Source organism: Achromobacter sp. SIMBA_011, from assembly GCF_046535435.1.
In the GTDB taxonomy this organism is placed as follows: domain Bacteria; phylum Pseudomonadota; class Gammaproteobacteria; order Burkholderiales; family Burkholderiaceae_B; genus Achromobacter; species Achromobacter dolens.
Genome location: NZ_JAWRWN010000001.1, coordinates 1,542,353 through 1,559,220, shown reverse-complemented (window position 1 = coordinate 1,559,220; position 16,868 = coordinate 1,542,353). Strand labels below are relative to the sequence as shown.

Sequence of the window (16,868 nt, the reverse complement as noted above, 5' to 3'; positions counted from 1 at the left end):
ATGCGCCGTCATGCACCTCGCCCTCTTCCTGAACCGCGGCTACGCCTGGATCGCGCTGATCGCGATCCTGTGGGCGTCGCTGGTTCCGTCGCTGGCGCATGGCAATCACCTGCCCAATGCCAGCCGCCAGGTCAGCGTGGACTACTGCGCCCCCGAGGGCCGCTCGTCCCTGACCATCGAGGTGCAGGGCGATGACCCGGCCGGCGACCACGCCGCCCATCATGGCGACAGCAACCACTGCCCGTTCTGCCGCAACCCCCAGGCCGACCTCGGCCTCCCTCCCGCTCCCCTGACCGTGCTGCCGGCGCCCGCCAGCGGCGGCGTCACCTACCCGGCGCTGTTCTACCGCGCCTCGCACCCGCTCCACGCCTGGCGCGCGGCCCAGCCGCGCGCCCCGCCCGCGGCCTGAGCGCGCGCGCCGTTCCCCGTGGACGGCCGCCGCGCCGCCTGCGCCCGAGCCCGCGCCGCCCGTTTCGGGCGGCGACGCCCTGGAGACCCCGCGCCCGCGCCTTTTGCCGCCCCTGAACGCGGCGCCCGCGCGAGCGCGCATGCCGGCCCCCGCCGGCCTGGATCATGAAAAAACACTATGCAGCATCCCTGCTGGCCGGCGCCTGCGCGGCCAACCCGGCGTTCGCGCTGACCGCCGAACCCGCCATCGAGACCCTGCCCGCCACCCTGGTCGAAGGCGAGCGCGCCGACGACGCGCCCAACGGGCCGATCAACCTGGAACGCATCGACGGCACCGGCAGCCGCCTCGGCCTGCGCATCAAGGACACGCCGGCCTCCGTCACCGTCATCTCGCGCCAGCAGATCGAGGCGCGCGGCGCGCTCAACACCCAGGACATCGCGCGCGGCATCCCGGGCGTGAACAACGCCGCGCCCCCCGGCATGGCCGGCGCCGTCAGCTACCGCGGTTTCAGCGGCGGCCAGGTGTCGCAACTGTTCAACGGCATCTCGGTGCAGTACGACTCGGTGGCCGCGCGGCCGATCGACAGTTGGATCTACGACCGGGTCGAGGCCATCGGCGGCCCGTCGACCTTCCTGTTCGGCGCCGGCGCGGTCGGCGGCGCCATCAATTACGTCACCAAGCTGGCCGAGCGCGACACGTTCTATGAGGGCCAGTTGCGCCTGGGATCGTTCGACACGCGCCAGGCATCGGTCGGCATCAACCAGCAACTGGCCGGCTCGCCGGGCGGACGCGGCCATTACCTGCGCATCGACGCCAACACCACCGCCAGCCGCGGCTGGGTCGACGGCGAGCGCTCGAATGCCGCCCAGGTGGCGGCCTCGCTGCTGTCCGACCTGGGCGACGACGTCACGCAGACCTGGGCCTTCGAGTACCAGCGCGAACGCGTCGACCGCCCCTACTGGGGCACGCCGCTGACGGTGGGCGCGAACGGCAAGGTGAGCGGCGAAGGCCACATCCGCAGCGGCACGCGTTTCAAGAACTACAACGTCGACGACGGCCTGTACGAGCAGTCGGTGCTGTGGGCCCGTTCGCTGACGGAATGGCGCGCGGCGCCGGGCATCACGTTCAAGAACACGCTGTACTACTACCGCGCCGAACGCGACTTCCGCAACCTGGAGACCTACCGCTACAACGCCGCCAACAGCCGCGTGCTGCGCTCGGGCGCGCTGCTGCAGCGCCACGAACAGAGCCTGGTCGGCAACCGCGTCGAAGGGCTGGTCGAATCGACGCTGGCCGGCCTGCCCACCAGTTGGTCGTTCGGCGCCGACCTGAGCGTGAACAGGCAGACCCGCTATCCCACCAGCCTGCCGGCCACGGTGGACGCGGTCGATCCGTACGATTTCCAGCCGGGCTATTTCTACGACATCCCCGGCATGACGCGCGGTCATAACCCGGACCGCGACAACCGCATCCGGACGCTGGCCTTCACGCTGGAGAACCGCACGGAAGTGCTGCCCGGCGTGGCCATCGTGTCGGCCCTGCGCAAGGACTTCATCGACCTGGACCTGACCAACCGCCGCGCGGTCACGGCCAGCGCGCCGGCCTCGGCCTCGCGCAGCTATTCGCCCACAACCGGCCGGCTGGCGCTGAACTGGGCCATCACGCCGCAGGCCTCGCTCTACGCGCAATACGCCACGGCCGCCGATCCCCCGTCCGGCATCATGGCCACCGCCTCGTTCGCCGACGTGTTCAACAACGACAAGCTGACCACCGGCACGCAGAAGGAAGTGGGCGGCAAGTTCGAGTTCTGGGACGGCCGCGGCTCGGCCACCATCGCGGCCTACGAGATCACGCGCAAGCACATCTCGGCGCCCGACGCCAACAACCCGGCGGTCAGCATCCCGGTGGGCCAGCAGTCGGCGCGCGGGCTGGAACTGGCCGGCGGGCTGCGCCTGACGCGCACCCTGTCGCTGCAGGCCAACGTCGCCTTCGTCGATCCCAGGTACGACGACTTCTCGGAAACGGTCGGCGGCGTGCGCGTGTCGCGCAACGGCAATGTGCCGACCAACACGCCGCGGCGCGTGGCCAACGCCTGGATCGACTACGCCTTCCTGCCGGACTGGAACGCCAGTGTGGCCGCGCGCTACGTCGGCCGCGCCTACGCCGATGCCGCCAACACCGTCTGGGCGCCGTCGTACACCGTGTTCGACGCGGCGCTGTCGCACCGCATCGACCGCCACTTCACCGTCACCGGCCGGGTCCGCAACCTGACCGACAAGGTGTACGCCGCCAACGTCACCGGCACGCCGATGTTCTACCTGGGCGCGCCGCGCTCGTTCGAACTGACGCTGCAGGCGCGGTTCTGAGGACTGCCATGGACGCCATCCCCTCCCCCCGCCGCCGGGCCGCGCCCGTACCGTGGTCCACCCGCGCCAAGCGCTGGCTGTACCTGACGCATCGCTGGGCCGGCATCGTGCTGTGCCTGTTCTTCGCCATGTGGTTCATCTCGGGCGTGGTGATGATGTACGTGGGCTACCCCAAGCTCACGCCGCAGGAACGCATGACGCACCTGGCGCCGCTCGACCCGGCCCGCGTCGCCGCCACGCCGGCCCAGGCGCTGGCCGCCGCCGGCGCCAGCGACATGGCGGGCCTGAGCCTGGCCGCGCTGCGCGGCGGCGCGCCGGTCTACCTGGTGCCGATGGGCCGCGGCCGCGCGCCCAGGGTGGTGGATGCCGCCAGCGGCGCGCTGCTGCCGCGCGCCGACGCCGCGGTCGCCACCGCCAGCGCCGCGGCCTGGTTCGACGGCCGGTACGCCGCGCGCTACCAGGGCGTGGTGGAGGAGGACGTCTACACCCACTCCGGCGCGCTCGACATCCACCGGCCGCTTCACCGCATCGACCTGGACGATCCCGCGCACACCCGGCTGTACGTCTCGTCCGCCACCGGCGAAGTGGTGCTGGACGCCACCCGCCGCGAACGGCTGTGGAACTACGTCGGCGCCTGGATCCACTGGCTGTATCCGTTCCGCGGCAATGTCTTCGATCCGTGGTGGCACGACATCGTCGTCTGGCTGTCGGTGACCGGGGTGGCTGTGGCGCTGACGGGCACGGTGGTCGGCATCCTGCGCTGGCGCTTCTCGCGCCCCTACGCCAGCGGCAGCCGCTCGCCGTATCGCGAGAACATGATGCGCTGGCACCACCTGGCCGGCCTGATGTTCGCCGGCATCACGCTCACCTGGATCTTCAGCGGGCTGATGTCGATGAACCCGTGGAAGGTGTTCAGCAGCGGCGCGGCGCCATTGGCGCAACAGGCCTACGCCGGCGGCGCCTATGCCGTCGACGCGCCGCAGGCGCCCGCCGCCGCGCTGATCCGCGCCCTGCCGGCGGCGCCGCGCGAGCTGCGCTGGCAACGGGTTGACGGCCAGGACCTGGTCCTTGCCCGCAGCGGCCCGGGCGCGCCGCGACTGCTGGCGGCCGCCGACGCGCAAGCCGTCACGCTCGACCCGGCGGCCCTGCGCGCGGCCGCCGCGCGCCTGGTGCCCGGCGCGACCCTGACGGACCTGCGGGTGCTGGATCGCTACGACTTCTACTACTACGGCCGCGACGAGCACGCCATGCTCGGCCACATCGAGAAGCCGCTGCCGGTGTGGCGACTGGTGTTCGACGACCCGCAGGCCAGTTGGGTCCACCTGGACCCGCGCACCGGCCAGGTGCTGGGCCGGCAGGACCGCGGCAACCGCGCCAGCCGCTGGCTGTTCGCCTTCCTGCACAGTTGGGACTGGACCGGCCTGCTGGCGCGCCGGCCGTTGTGGGACATCCTGCTGGTGTTCCTGAGCCTGGGCGGCGCGGCGCTGAGCCTGACCGGCGTGGTGATCGGCTGGCGCCGCCTGGGCCGCAAGCTGCGCGCCTGAAACCGGGCGGCGGCGAGGACCGGGCGGGAATGCACTATGCTCCTGCCTTGTCCCCGCACCCTCGCAAGGAAAACGCCATGTCCGACGTCACCATCTACCACAACCCCAAGTGCGGCACCTCGCGCAACACGCTGGCCATGATCCGCAATGCCGGCATCGAGCCGACCGTGGTGCTGTACCTGGAAACGCCGCCCTCGCGCGCCGAGCTGAAGGCGCTGTTCAAGCGCGCCGGCATTACCGTGCGCGACGCGCTGCGCGAAAAGGGCACGCCCTATGCCGAGCTCGGCCTGGATGACACGTCGCTGAGCGACGACGCCCTGCTGGACGCCATCGAGGCCCACCCGATCCTGCTGAACCGCCCCTTCGTCAGCACCCCGCTGGGCGCGCGCCTGTGCCGCCCGTCCGAACTGGTGCTGGACATCCTGCCCGCGCCGCAGCAAGGCGCCTTCACCAAGGAAGACGGCGAAGCGGTGATCGACGCGCAGGGCAAGCGCATCGCCAAGTGAGGCCGCCGGGCGGAGGAAATCGCATCCAGAAGTAAATCCCTGGATTCCGCCGCATTTTGCAAGGGATTTGACGGCAAACCTGTCTACCATCGCGCCTGACCAAATCATTTCAGTCAGATGACGATTCATGGAATTCCTGGAACCCCTCAATCAGTCCCTTTTTCTTTTGATCAACGCCGATCCCGCCAGCCCCGGCTGGCGCATCCAGGCCGGCCTGATCGTCGCCAACCGACTGATCCAATTGCTGCCCATCACCCTCGCCGCGCTCTGGTTGTGGGGCGGACAGGCGCAGCGCGAGCTGGCGCTCAAGGCGCTGGCCGGCATCGGCGCGGCGCTGTTCATCAGCTACCTGTGCGGCGCGCTGTGGCCCCATCCGCGGCCGTTCACCCTTGGCCTGGGCCACGCCTTCTTCGCGCATAAGGCCACCGCGTCGTTCCCGAGCAACCACACCATCATCATCGCGACACTGGCGTTCACGCTGATATTCGACCGGCGCTGGGCCGGCTGGGGCTATGCCACGCTGCTGCTGGCGGCCGTGGTCGGCCTGTCGCGGGTCTACCTGGGTGTGCACTTCCCCCTGGACATCGCCGGCGGCCTGCTGCTGGCGCCGGTGGCGGCCGGGCTGGTCATGCCGGTCTGGCGCCGCGTCGGCGCGCCGCTGACCCTGCTGCTGCAGGCCCTGTACCGCAAGCTGCTGGCCTTGCCCATCGCGCGCGGCTGGATCCGCGCCTGAGCGTTTCTCACGCGGCGCGCGCAACCGGCGCGCCCCTGGCCGCCCGCCAGCGGCCTTCGTGATCCAGCAGCCAGCGCTTGCGATGCAGGCCGCCGCCGTAGCCGGTCAGCGACGCATCGGCGCCGATGACCCGGTGGCACGGCACCACGATCCCGACCGGGTTGGCCCCATTGGCCATGCCCACGGCGCGCACCGCCGAAGCCCGGCCAATGCGCACGGCCAGCACGCCATAGCTGATCGTATCGCCCGGCTCGATATCACGCAGCGCCCGCCACACCTGGCGCTGGAAATCGGTGCCGCCCAGCGCCACCTCCAGCCCGTCGATCGCCTCGACCTCGCCATCGAAATACGCCTGCAACCGGCGGCTCGCCGCCGAGACCCGCGCGGCGCCCTCGATCCGCACGGCGTCCTTGCCGTACTGGCGCCGCAGCAAGGCATGCATGCGGGGCTCGTAATCCTGCCAATCGACCGCGCGCAGACACTCCCGCGCATCGGTCAGCACGAGCATCTGCCCGATGGGCGTGGCAACGCGTTCCAGGGCGAAGGTTTGAATCGGCATGACAGGCTCCGGATACGGTAGGAATGCACCCAATATAGGCCGGCCGCCGACCTCGCGCTGGCGGATTCCGGACATGGCAGTGAGCGTGACAACAGTGTCCGAAAACCGCTAGATCACGTCCGCGTCCGGCGTTAGCATGGCCTCATGAACCTCGACCACGACGCCTGCTACAGCGCCATCCGCGTGCGCGACGCCCGTTACGACGGCCGCTTCTTCACCGCCGTCAAGACCACCCGCATCTACTGCCGCCCGGTCTGCCCGGCGCGCACGCCGCTGTCGCGCAATGTCGTCTTCTACCCCACGGCAGCGGCCGCACAGGAAGCGGGCTTCCACCCCTGCCTGCGCTGCCGCCCGGAAACCGCGCCCGCCGCCGGTCGCGCCCGCGATTTGCCCGACAGCGTCGCGCGCGCGCTCGGCCTGATCGAACTCGGGGCGCTCGACGAAGCCGGCGTCGACGCCCTGGCCGCGCGCCTGGGCGTAGGCGAGCGCCAGTTGCGGCGGCAGTTCCGCCAGCACCTGGGCGCGTCGCCGGTGGCCGTGGCGCAGACCCGGCGCGTGCTGCTGGCCAAGCAACTGATCCACGAAACCCGCCTGCCCATGGCCGAGATCGCATTCGCGGCCGGCTTCGGCAGCATCCGCCGCTTCAACGAGAGCTTCCTGGCCCTGTTCGGCCGCGCGCCGGGCGAACTGCGCCGCTCCGGCAAGCCCGTCATCTCGGCCGGCCCGCAGGGCGAAATCAAACTGCTGCTGCGCTACCGCCCGCCCTACGACTGGACTGCCATGCTCGACTTCCTGCGCGTGCGCGCCATCCCCGGCATCGAACGGGTCACGGCCGACAGCTACACGCGCACCATCGGGCTGGACGGCGCCCAGGGCACCGTGCGGGTCGAACCCGGCACGGGCAACGCACTGCAGGCCACCGTCCGTTTTCCCCAACTGCATGCCCTGCCCACCATCATCGCCAGGCTGCGCCGCGTTTTCGACCTGGCCAGCGACCCCGCCGCGCTCGCGGCCCAGCTTGCCCACGATCCCGTCATGGCCGCCCTCACCGCCGCCCGCCCGGGCCTGCGCGTGCCCGGCGCCTGGGACGGCTTCGAACTCGCCCTGCGCGCCGTCCTCGGCCAGCAGATCACCGTCGGCGCCGCCATCAAGCTCGCCGGCAAGCTCGTCGCCGCCCACGGCCAACCCCTGGAGCAACCCGACGGCGATCTGACCCACCTGTTCCCCACCCCGGCCGCCGTCGCCCCCGTCGACCTCGCCCCGCTCGGCATGCCCCGCAGCCGCGCCGCCACCCTGTCCGCCGTCGCCGCCGCCGCCCTGGCCGACCCGCGGCTGTTCGACACCACCGACAGCCTCGACACCGCCGTCGCCCGCCTGCGCGAAATCCGCGGCGTCGGCGAATGGACCGCCCAATACATCGCCCTGCGCCAACTGCGCGAACCCGACGCCTTCCCCGCCTCCGACATCGGCCTGATCCGCGCGCTGGAAAAACTCGAATCCCGCGAATACACCCCCGCCCAGCTCCTGGCCCGCGCCGAAGCCTGGCGCCCCTGGCGCGCCTATGCGGCCCAGCATCTGTGGGCGGAATACTGAAGAAATTGAAGAGGAATAACGGGCCGTGCCGCCATGCAAGCGCGAGTCACCCCAATGGGCCTGTCCAACAAGACCAAAACCCAGCATCTCCGGAAAAGCCTCTAGCCCCCCCGCGAGCGCGCAGCGCACACCCCCTCGGCGCAGCACAATGCGTATGCAAAGACCGGCCGCCCGCGCGGCCGGTCTTTGCGGGCAACGCAAATCTCTCCGCCCCCTCACTGACCTGACAGCGCCGCAAACCCAGACGCCGGTAGCCCGTTGCGCGGGGCGCCCGGGGGGTGGGCAACCTCGATGCGCCCGAGGGAATCTGAAGGAGCAGCCGTAGGCTGTGACGAAGATGACAACGGGGAAGTCCGGAGCGAACGCTCCGGACCGCAATCGTGGGCGCCCACCCCCCAGGCGCCCCGCGCAACGGGCGGCCTACGAACGCGCCCGCCGCATCAAACCAGTCAGTCCCGAAAATTCTCAAACTGCAACGGCAAATCCACATCCGTCTTCTTCAACAACGCAATCGCCGTCTGCAGATCATCCCGCTTCTTCCCGCTGATCCGCAGCTTGTCGCCGTTGATCTGGCTCTCGACCTTGAGCTTGGCGTTCTTGATCGCCGCGATCAGCTTCTTGGCCACCGGCTGCTCGATCCCCTGCTTCACCGTGATCTTCTGCCGCGCCCCGCCCAGGTTCTCCAGCGGATCCGCCACATCCAGGCAGCGCACGTCGATCCCGCGCGCCGACAGCCGGCCGCGCAGGATGTCCAGCATCTGCTTGAGCTGGAACGCGCTCGACGCCACCTGCGTCACCACGAAACCATCCAGTTCGAATTTGGCATCCGTGCCCTTGAAATCGAAACGGGTGGCGAGCTCGCGGTTGGCCTGGTCGATGGCGTTGGTGAGTTCGTGTTTGTCGACTTCGGAAACGACGTCGAAAGTAGGCATGACACTAAGTCCTGTCGGTAGATGAGGGAAAGGCGGCCGCGGCCGCCGCGATGCCCCATTTTAGCGGGGCTGGCGCCCATCAAGCCATCAGCACCAGCAACCGGTCCGCCTGCAACGGATGCGGCATCACCTGCGCCTGGATGCCGTACGCCAGGAACAGGTTGGCCGGCGTCAGCACCTCGGCCGGCGTGCCCTGCGCCACCGCCTGGCCGCCGCTCAGCAGCAGCAGGCGGTCGCACCAGCGCGCCGCCAGGTTCATGTCGTGCAGGATCACCAGCACGCCCGTGTTGCCCTCGTGCGCCAGTTGCGCCGCCCGCCGCATCAGGTCGGCCTGGTGCTTGGGATCGAGGCTGGCGGTCGGTTCGTCCAGCAGCAGGTAGCGGGCTTCGCCCTGGGCGCGCGCCGCGCGGCATTGCACCAGCACGCGGGCGAACTGCACCCGCTGCTGCTCGCCGCCCGACAGTTGCGGATAGCGGCGCCCATCCAGGTGGCTGACGTCGGCCCACTCCAGCGCCTGCCGCGCCAGTTCGTCGACCTCGGCCGGCGACAGTTCCGGAAACGGATAGGCGCCCATTGCCACCACTTCGCGCACGCCCAGGTCGAAGGTCAGCCCGGGCTTCTGCGGCAGCACCGCGCGCTTGCGCGCCTGCTCGCGCGGCGGCATCCCGCCCAGCGCCCGCCCATCCAGCGTCAGGCTGCCGCCATCCGCGCCCAGCTCGGCCGACAGCGCGCCCAGCAGGGTCGATTTGCCGGCGCCATTGCTGCCCAGCAGGCCCACCACTTCGCCGGGCTGGATTGCCAGCGACACGCGGTCCAGGATGCGCTTGCCGTCGCGCGCCAGGCTCAGGTTCTCGGCGGCCAGCATCAACCGTGCCTCCGGCCGCGCGCCAGCAGCCACAGGAAGAAGGGGCCGCCCACCAGCCCGGTCACCAGGCCGATCGGCAGTTCGGCCGGCACCACCACGACGCGCGCCAGCCAGTCCGCCAGCGTCATCACCAGCCCGCCGCCCAGCAGGCAAGCGGGCAGCAGCAGGCGATGGTTGGCGCCCAGCGTCATGCGGACCAGGTGCGGCACCACCAGCCCGACGAACACGATAGTGCCGCTGGCCGCCACCAGCGGCCCGACGATCAGGGTGCAGGCCAGCACCAGCCGCGCCCGCGCCTGCTTGAGCGAATAGCCCAGGTGCTGGGCCTCGCGCTCGCCCAGCAGCAGCGCGTTCATCACGCGCCACTGGCGCATCAGCCAGAGCGACAGCAGCAGCACCCACGGCCCCAGGAAAGCCAGCAGCTTCCAGTTGGCGCCGGCCAGGCTGCCCATGTTCCAGAAGGTCAGGTCGCGCAGTTGCGCGTCGGACGCCATGAAGGTGAACAGCCCGATCAGGCTGAAGGCGATGGCGGTGATCGCCACGCCCGCCAGCAGCAGCCCCGCCACGCCCGGCACGCGCCGTCCCACCAGATAGGCCGACAGCGTCGCGACCAGGCTGCCGATGAAGGCGCCCGGCGCGGTGTACCAGAAGCCGCCCGGCGTCATCACGATGGCGATGACCGCGCCCAGCGACGCGCCAGCGGAAATGCCGATCAGGCCCGGCTCGGCCAGCGGGTTGCGGAACAGCGCCTGCAGCGCCGCCCCCGAGATCGCCAGGCCCGCGCCCATCACCACCGCCAGCAGCACGCGCGGCAGGCGGATGTCGATCAGCACGTTGCGCCACAGCGCCTGCTCCGGCGTGGGCGTGCCCCACAACAGCGCCGGCAGCTCGCGCAACGGAATCGAGACCGCGCCGCTGGCGCTGGCCGCCAGCACCGCCGCCACCACCGCCACCGCCAGCAACACCAGCGCCAGCGGCGGGTTAGCGCGCCATGGCATGCGCGGCCTCCTGCTTGAGCTGGATCAGCGCCTGCGGCAGCCGCGGGCCCAATCCAAGGATCAACAGGTCATCCATGACGATGATGCGCCGCTTCGCCGCGGCCTGTGTCACCGCGATGCCGGGCAGGCGCGCAAAGCCATCGAGGCCACCACTGGCCTGCAGCGATTCGCGCGTGACGATGATCAGGTCGGGCGCCAGCGCGCCGATGGCCTCGGGCGACAGCGGCTTGTAGCCCTGCTGCCCGTGCAGCACGTTGTCCAGCCCGGCCAGGTGCATGACTTCGGCCGCCGCGGTGCCGCGCCCCGCGCCTTGCGGCGCCCCGTTGCGGTTGATCAGCAGCAGCGCCCGCGCGCGCGTGGCCGGCATGGCCTCGGCCTTGGCCAGCTCGCGCGTCACGTCCCGCACCATCTGTTCGCCGGCCGGCGCCACGTCCAGTGCACCGGCCACGGCGCGGATGCGCGCCTTGAGCGAATCGACCGACGGCGCGTCCGGCACGCTCACCAGCCGCACCCCGACTTCGCCCAGGCGCTTGAGCGCCTCGGGCGGCCCGGCCTGTTCCGAGGCCAGCACCAGGTCGGGCTTGAGCGCAAGCACGCCTTCGACCGGCACCGCGCGGTAATAGCCGACGCGCGGCAACCGGGTCGCGGCCTCCGGGTACAGACTGGACTGATCGTCGCCGACCAGCCGGCCGCCCTGCCCCAGGCCGTACACGATCTCGGTCACGCTGCCGCCCAGCGTCACCACGCGTTCGGGCGGCGCCGCCTGCGCGCCCGCCACCAGCATCCAAGCCGCCACCGCCAGCCATTTCTTCATTGCATCATCCTCAAGCGGCCAACGGCACGCGGCACAGGCCCGACATCAATTCACGCCACCCCGCCAGCTCCGGCTTGCCCGGCTTGCGCTCGCCGAAGAACTGCGCGATCAGGTCGCCGCTGGACGAATACAGTTCCAGCGACGTCACCCAGCCATCGCTGGTGGGTTTGTTCACCACCCAGGCCGACGCGATGGCGGTGGTGTCCAGGTGCAGGTTGAAGGTCGGATCCAGCACGTTGAACCACGGGCCGGTGCGGCGCAACTGCCGAACCGGGCCGGTGTGGATCTGGATCATGCCGCGGTTGCCCACGAAGCACATGATCGACAGGCCGCTGGCCGCCGCCGACTCCAGCATGCGCTCGACCGACTCCGCCGGCACCGTCTGCGCCAGGTCTTCGCCGGCCGCGGCCAGCGCCGCCAGCCGCGACACCTTGAACTTGCGCAGCAGCGGGAAGAATTCGTGCGTGTCCTGCATGCCCAGCCAGGCCTGGCGCCACCGGGCGCTGTCCTCGACGCTCGGCGCGTCGGCGGCGGGCGCGTAGGGCGCGGTCTCGGGCCAGCGCGAATCGCCGGCGAACCTGGCCACCAGCGCGTCATACGCAGCGACGTCGGTGGCTTCGGTGCGGTAGACCTTGTGCACCGCCACGCCCGCGCCGTCGAAGAACTGCAGGCTGTGGCGGCCGTCCTGCTCGACCGCCCAGGCGGACTTCCAGCACGAGAAGAACACGCGCAGGTCGATGTCCGGCCCCAGCACCAGGCCGACCGGTCCGTCGGCCTGGATGTCCAGGTAGGCGCCGTGGCGCTCATGCACGCACCAGTCATTGCGCGTCAGGGCCATCACCGGGCCCAGCGCGCCCAGTTCGCGGAAGATCTCCTGCGGCTGGCCGTGCAGTTCGGTGGCCTTGACGCCGCCACAGCCGGCCGCGACCCATTCGGCCTCGGACACGCCGAGTTCCTGGGCCAGGTTGCGGGCGCGCAGGCCGGGCCTGGACGCCGCCAGCGCGTCGTTGCGGGCGCGCAGCTCGGCGGCGCGGGTAGCGAAATCAGGATGCTTCACTTCTTGGTTCATTGCGGTCTCTCCGGCCGGAATGGAAAATCAGGACTGCCGCCGCTGTCGCGCAGCGGCGGCAGCGCGGGTCAGTATTGATAAGTCAGCGAGACGCGCAGGCTGCGCCCCGGCTCCGTGTACCAGTCAACCGGCCGCGGCAGGGCCGTGGCGCCGGCGGTCGGCACGTTGATCGCTTCCCAGTACTTCTTGTCGAACAGGTTGAACACGCCGGCCTGCACCTGCAGCCCCTTGACCGCCTTCGGCCGCCAGTAGCCCATGAGGTCCACCACGCCGTAGCCGGGCGCCTGGAAGTCGCGGTTGGGCGTCGAGGCGCCGGCCTCCGGGTATTCGACCTTGTTGCGGCGCAGGGCGGTCGTCAGCAGCGCGTCCACGCCCCACACGTCGCGGCCATAGCCCACGCCCAGCACCGCCTTCAGCGGCGCCACCGAGTTCAGGTACTGGCCGGTGCCTTCATCCTTGCCCACGGCCCACGCCAGCGAACCCCACGTGCGCCAGCCCGGCGAGAACTTCCAGTGCGCGCTGGCCTCGGCGCCGTAGATGCGCACCTTGGCGCGGTTGACGTTGCCGGTGATGCCCAACGGGTACTGCCCGGCCCAGCCCGGCTGCCATTGCCGCGAATTGGCATCCAGCGGCACGTTGCTGTCGATGAAATTCTGGTAGCGGTTATCGAAGAACGATACCGCGCCGCCGAGCGAATCGGAACCCAGCTTGGCGCCCAGTTCCCAGCCCTTGCTGGTTTCCGGCTTCAGGTAGGGATTGCCGACCCGCAGGTAGGTACCGGGGCCGCCGTAGTTGGTGTAGAGCTGCGTCGCGCTGGGCGCCTTGAAGCCATAGGCGTACTGCGCGTACAGGCTCAGCGCGTCGGCCGCCTTCCAGGTGGTCAGCAGCTTGGGCGAGAAGCGCCCGCCGCTGTTCCCGGGCGGCAACACGCCGCCGTTGCGGTTGCTGGCGTAGCTTTCGGTGGACCTGGGCTTCTGCTCGTAGTGGTCGTAGCGCAGCGCCGGCATGACGGTGTAGCGGCCATCGCCGAAGCTGAATTCGTCTGACATCCACAGCGCCCACTGGCTGCCCTTGGACAGCGGCACGTCGGCCTGGTTGGTGTGCAGCATGTCGCAGGTGCGCGGGCCGAACGGCGCCGGCGTGCCGGCCCGCACGGTGGGGCAGTTGTCGTAGCCGCTGGAGTTCTGCTCGGTCTTGTTGCCATACCACTCGCCGCCCACGGTCCACAACTGCGACACCGTGTTGCCCGCCAGCCGCTTGGTCAGTTCGCCATTGGCGCCGAACATGGTCTGGCGGATGGAGTTGTTGCGGCCGTAGGCGCCACTGGGGAAGCCATAGCTGAACGGATCGCCGGGAATGATGTTGGCGCGCGCATCGCGGCTGCGTTCGCCATCGAGCGCGCTGTCGAGCTGCATGCGCTGCCAATACACCACCGCCGTGGCGCTGTCGATCCAGCCGCCCTCGGCGGGCGCCTTGTAGGAATAATCGAGCGACACGCGCTGGCGCTCGGTTTCCTTCCGGGTGGTGTTCCCGCCGATCAGGTAGCTGGTGCCCGGCCCCTGTTCGAACATGCTGTCCTGCGTGGCCTTGCGCTTGAAGTATTCGCCGGTCAGGCCGAAGCGGTGGCCGCCCTCGACGCGCTGCTGCAGCTTGAGCAGGAAACTGCGCTGGTCGTAGTCCTCGGGCGTCGGCTGGTTGCGGCGCGGGCCATAGCCGCCGACGTCGCCGCGGTTGTCCAGCGCATGGCCGTTGCGCACGCCCGCCTGCACCAGCCAGAAGGTATCGCTGTGGATCTGTCCGGCCAGCGCGGCGTTGGCGCCCCAACTGCTGTCGGCGGTGTCGTAGTCGGTCTTGGCCAACGCGCCGAAGGTCTTGCCGTCGTTCAGCAGGTCCGAGGGATCGAGTGTGTACAGGTCGGCCATGCCGGAGATGGCCCCCGAGCCGCCCGCGCTGGCGTCGGCGCCGCGCACGATGTCCAGGCGCGACAGGGAGTTGAAGTCCACCGCCTCCAGGCCGCCCTTGACGCCGCGCGCGCCGTCATCCAGCCACGGCAGGCGGATGCCGTCCACCCGCGTCAGCACGCGATCCTGGTCGAGTCCGCGGATGTTGATGCTGTTGTTCTGGCGGTTGAAGTTCACGCCCGGTTCCAGGCGCTTGCCCAGGTCGCTCCAACCGCGCACCTGCGCGTCGTCCAGGCGCTTGCGGTCGCTGCGGGTCTCCCACGCCGGCGTGATCGCCGTGCCCTCGCCTTCCACCGTGACCGGCGTCAACTGCGTCACGCCGGCAGGGGCCAGGGCCTGCAGCACAAACACGCCCGGGCTGCGCTCGCGCGCGGCCAGGCCGCTGCCGGCCAGCAGGCGGGCGAAACCGTCAGCCACGGAGTATTCCCCGTTCAGGCCGGCGCCACGCCGCTGGCCCACCAGCGCCGCGTCGAACAGCACCGTGACGCCGGCGTTGTCGGCGAAGCGCGACAGATTCTCGGCCAGCGGGCCGGCCGGGATGCGGTAGCCGCGCGCCTGCTCGGCCGGCGCGATCTGCGCCAGCGCCGCGGCGGCCGGCCACAGCGCAACGGCCGGGGCAGCCAGCGCGGTGGCGATGCGCAACGCCAGGGACAGGCGGGTCAATCGGCATGGAGCCTCTCGGTTCAAGGGGGTGCCGCGGAGGCGGCTGGCGGGAAAGTGAGCCATGGTCGTCCTTTCGATCCAACGGGTATCGGCATTCGTATGCCTCTACTGACCATGACCCTTGACCAACGCCAACCGGACAGCCCGCCCCGGCTTTTTTGTAACAACGACGATTCATGCCTGCCCCGCGCGCGGCATGAGCGTCACCCAATACGCGCTGCGGTAACGTACCTGCACCGGCAGCGTGGACGGCAGGGCCGCCAGCACCGCGTCGGTATCGCGCAACTGGAAGGCGCCGGAGATCCGCAGGCCGGCGACCTCGGGATCGCAGCGCAGCACACCGGGGCGGTAACGGCCCAGCTCGGCCGCGAAGGCGTCCAGGCGCCAGGCGCTGGCGTGCAGCACGCCGCGCGTCCAGTCGGCGGCATGCGGATCGGCCGGCTCGATGCGCGGCGCTTCATCGTCGCGCAGCCAGGCCTGCTCGCCGGCCGTCAGCGCCAGGCTGGCGTCGCCGCGGCGCAGCGTCACGCCGCCCTCCTGCACGCTGACGCGGCAGGCCGAACCGTCTTCGCGCACGCAGAAGCGCGCCGCCTGCGCCCGGATATCGCCCTGCCTCGTGCGCACCACGAAGGGCCGCGGATGGACCCCGCCTTCGGCCACCGCGTGGACCGCGATCTCGCCGGCACGCAGCCGCACCAGCCGCAGGTCGGCGCCGTACAGGACGTCGACCGCGCTGGCGGTGTTCAGGCGCATGGAAGAACCATCGCTGAGCGCCACCTGGCGCTGTTCGCCGGTCGCGCTGCGGTAGTCGGCGGTCCATTCGAACGGGCTGGCGCGCCAGGCGGCCCAGCCCGCCGGCCCAGCCACGATCAGCGCGGCCAGCGTCTTGAGGGCCGCGCGCCGGCCGGCCGACTCCGGCCGGTTCAGCGCCGCCATGCCGAGCGATGCCGGGATCAGGCCGAAGCGCTGGTTGACGCGCTGCGCGCGCTGCCAGGCATGTTCATGCTCGGCCTTGCTGGCGCGCCATTGCTGGCAGGCGCGGATGTCGGCATCGGTGGCGTGCTCGGAATTCAGCCGCAGCAGCCAGCGCGCCGCCTCGCGCGCGACCTGGCGATCGACGGCGGGCAGCTCGCCCGCCACGCCCCATTGGACGCTCACATCACCGCCATGATGCATTGTTCGTACCCCTTGGCGATGTAGCGATGCACCGACCGCACCGACACGTTCAGCCGCGCGGCGATCTCGATGTGGCTGAGTCCTTCGAGCTGCGCCATCAGGAACGCCTGTCGCGCCGGGCGCGCCAGGCCGGCCAGCATCTCGTCGATTTCCTGCAGCGCTTCGAGGATGAGCAGGCGCTGCTCGGGCGACGGCGCCATGGCCTCGGGCATGGTCGCCAGGGCGTCCAGGTAGGCCTGTTCGATCGAGCGGCGCCGGTAATGATTCAGCACCAGACGCTTGGCGATGGTGGTCAGGTAGGCGCGCGGCTCGCGCAGCGCGTCGAGTTCGTGCCGATGCCGCAGCACCCGCACGAAGGTGTCCTGCGCCAGGTCAGCGGCATCGCAGGAGTTGCCCAGCTTGCCCCGCAGCCAGTTGTGCAGCCATCCATGATGCGCGCGGTAGAGCAGATGGACGGCGTCGCCGCAGGCTAGCGCAAGGTTGGACACGATGGACTCCCGAACTTTCTTGACTACAAATAAAAATCAATCTCATTCTAAATGCAAAACCGTGGCATGCGTCAAGAAGCCCGCCCGGGCGTCGTGGGGATATATCATGGGGACAGATTCGGCCGCGCGCGCTCCCGCGGCCGCCGTCCCCACAGCCAGGCCTTGCCGTCGGCATTGCGACGACGCGGCCCA

15 protein-coding genes are annotated in these 16,868 nt (G+C 70.5%); 6 read left to right on the top strand and 9 right to left on the bottom strand.

Translation table 11 applies throughout. The features are described 5' to 3' along the window. The first annotated feature begins 10 nt into the window (after positions 1–10). From SB816_RS07240 to SB816_RS07220, 5 genes are all read left to right on the top strand, one after another. Complete coding sequence (locus SB816_RS07240; RefSeq protein WP_054500939.1) at positions 11–409, top strand: DUF2946 domain-containing protein; 399 nt, start codon at positions 11–13, stop codon at positions 407–409. A gap of 164 nt (positions 410–573) precedes the next feature. Next, the gene (locus SB816_RS07235) at positions 574–2,775 is read left to right on the top strand and encodes a TonB-dependent receptor (RefSeq protein WP_064524866.1); all 2,202 of its coding nucleotides are present in this window, start codon (positions 574–576) and stop codon (positions 2,773–2,775) included. Between the two features lie 8 nt (positions 2,776–2,783). After that, entirely contained in the window at positions 2,784–4,319 is a 1,536-nt protein-coding gene (locus SB816_RS07230; RefSeq protein WP_410546703.1) for a PepSY domain-containing protein, read from the top strand. A gap of 77 nt (positions 4,320–4,396) precedes the next feature. Next, entirely contained in the window at positions 4,397–4,825 is a 429-nt protein-coding gene (gene arsC / locus SB816_RS07225) for an arsenate reductase (glutaredoxin) (RefSeq protein WP_054500936.1), read from the top strand. Between the two features lie 127 nt (positions 4,826–4,952). Further along, complete coding sequence (locus SB816_RS07220) at positions 4,953–5,558, top strand: phosphatase PAP2 family protein (RefSeq protein WP_064524860.1); 606 nt, start codon at positions 4,953–4,955, stop codon at positions 5,556–5,558. Between the two features lie 7 nt (positions 5,559–5,565). On the opposite strand, the gene SB816_RS07215 is transcribed toward SB816_RS07220, so the two are convergent. After that, a complete protein-coding gene (locus tag SB816_RS07215; RefSeq protein WP_410546702.1) occupies positions 5,566–6,117 on the bottom strand; it encodes a methylated-DNA--[protein]-cysteine S-methyltransferase in 552 nt (183 codons plus the stop codon). A gap of 144 nt (positions 6,118–6,261) precedes the next feature. Here SB816_RS07215 and SB816_RS07210 point away from each other — a divergent pair, with 144 nt between their 5' ends. Further along, a complete protein-coding gene (locus tag SB816_RS07210) occupies positions 6,262–7,710 on the top strand; it encodes an AlkA N-terminal domain-containing protein (protein WP_269874422.1) in 1,449 nt (482 codons plus the stop codon). 449 nt (positions 7,711–8,159) lie between these two features. On the opposite strand, the gene SB816_RS07205 is transcribed toward SB816_RS07210, so the two are convergent. The 8 genes from SB816_RS07205 to SB816_RS07170 form a co-directional block, all read right to left on the bottom strand. Continuing rightward, entirely contained in the window at positions 8,160–8,642 is a 483-nt protein-coding gene (locus SB816_RS07205; RefSeq protein WP_049075718.1) for a YajQ family cyclic di-GMP-binding protein, read from the bottom strand. A gap of 79 nt (positions 8,643–8,721) precedes the next feature. After that, positions 8,722–9,510, bottom strand: a complete 789-nt coding sequence (locus SB816_RS07200; protein WP_175189893.1) for a heme ABC transporter ATP-binding protein — start codon at positions 9,508–9,510, stop codon at positions 8,722–8,724. Then, complete coding sequence (locus tag SB816_RS07195) at positions 9,507–10,505, bottom strand: FecCD family ABC transporter permease (RefSeq protein ID WP_167517637.1); 999 nt, start codon at positions 10,503–10,505, stop codon at positions 9,507–9,509. The genes SB816_RS07200 and SB816_RS07195 overlap by 4 nt, the downstream gene beginning before the upstream one ends. After that, positions 10,489–11,319: a hemin ABC transporter substrate-binding protein gene (locus SB816_RS07190; protein ID WP_144655381.1), complete on the bottom strand. Its 831-nt coding sequence runs from the start codon at positions 11,317–11,319 to the stop codon at positions 10,489–10,491. Before SB816_RS07190 ends, SB816_RS07195 begins: the two co-directional genes overlap by 17 nt. A gap of 10 nt (positions 11,320–11,329) precedes the next feature. After that, positions 11,330–12,376, bottom strand: coding sequence for a hemin-degrading factor (locus SB816_RS07185; protein WP_144655708.1), 1,047 nt, complete (start codon positions 12,374–12,376; stop codon positions 11,330–11,332). A gap of 80 nt (positions 12,377–12,456) precedes the next feature. Beyond that, positions 12,457–15,075: a TonB-dependent receptor gene (locus SB816_RS07180; protein WP_410546701.1), complete on the bottom strand. Its 2,619-nt coding sequence runs from the start codon at positions 15,073–15,075 to the stop codon at positions 12,457–12,459. A 111-nt stretch (positions 15,076–15,186) separates the two neighbouring features. After that, positions 15,187–16,188 (bottom strand): FecR domain-containing protein, encoded by a 1,002-nt coding sequence (locus tag SB816_RS07175; RefSeq protein ID WP_054500930.1) that lies wholly within the window; start codon positions 16,186–16,188, stop codon positions 15,187–15,189. Further along, the gene (locus SB816_RS07170) at positions 16,167–16,676 is read right to left on the bottom strand and encodes a sigma-70 family RNA polymerase sigma factor (protein WP_081273468.1); all 510 of its coding nucleotides are present in this window, start codon (positions 16,674–16,676) and stop codon (positions 16,167–16,169) included. The genes SB816_RS07175 and SB816_RS07170 overlap by 22 nt, the downstream gene beginning before the upstream one ends. Positions 16,677–16,868: the final 192 nt, after the last annotated feature.

What these genes read in the sequence shown, in the direction of transcription:
- SB816_RS07235 (WP_064524866.1), top strand. Translation starts at nt 574, where the DNA reads ATGAAAAAACACTATGCAGCATCCCTGCTGGCCGGCGCCTGCGCGGCC.
- arsC (WP_054500936.1), top strand. Translation starts at nt 4,397, where the DNA reads ATGTCCGACGTCACCATCTACCACAACCCCAAGTGCGGCACCTCGCGC.
- SB816_RS07220 (WP_064524860.1), top strand. Translation starts at nt 4,953, where the DNA reads ATGGAATTCCTGGAACCCCTCAATCAGTCCCTTTTTCTTTTGATCAAC.
- SB816_RS07210 (WP_269874422.1), top strand. Translation starts at nt 6,262, where the DNA reads ATGAACCTCGACCACGACGCCTGCTACAGCGCCATCCGCGTGCGCGAC.
- SB816_RS07190 (WP_144655381.1), bottom strand. Translation starts at nt 11,319, where the DNA reads ATGAAGAAATGGCTGGCGGTGGCGGCTTGGATGCTGGTGGCGGGCGCG.
- SB816_RS07240 (WP_054500939.1), top strand. Translation starts at nt 11, where the DNA reads ATGCACCTCGCCCTCTTCCTGAACCGCGGCTACGCCTGGATCGCGCTG.
- SB816_RS07215 (WP_410546702.1), bottom strand. Translation starts at nt 6,117, where the DNA reads ATGCCGATTCAAACCTTCGCCCTGGAACGCGTTGCCACGCCCATCGGG.
- SB816_RS07175 (WP_054500930.1), bottom strand. Translation starts at nt 16,188, where the DNA reads ATGCATCATGGCGGTGATGTGAGCGTCCAATGGGGCGTGGCGGGCGAG.
- SB816_RS07180 (WP_410546701.1), bottom strand. Translation starts at nt 15,075, where the DNA reads ATGGCTCACTTTCCCGCCAGCCGCCTCCGCGGCACCCCCTTGAACCGA.
- SB816_RS07205 (WP_049075718.1), bottom strand. Translation starts at nt 8,642, where the DNA reads ATGCCTACTTTCGACGTCGTTTCCGAAGTCGACAAACACGAACTCACC.
- SB816_RS07230 (WP_410546703.1), top strand. Translation starts at nt 2,784, where the DNA reads ATGGACGCCATCCCCTCCCCCCGCCGCCGGGCCGCGCCCGTACCGTGG.
- SB816_RS07195 (WP_167517637.1), bottom strand. Translation starts at nt 10,505, where the DNA reads ATGCCATGGCGCGCTAACCCGCCGCTGGCGCTGGTGTTGCTGGCGGTG.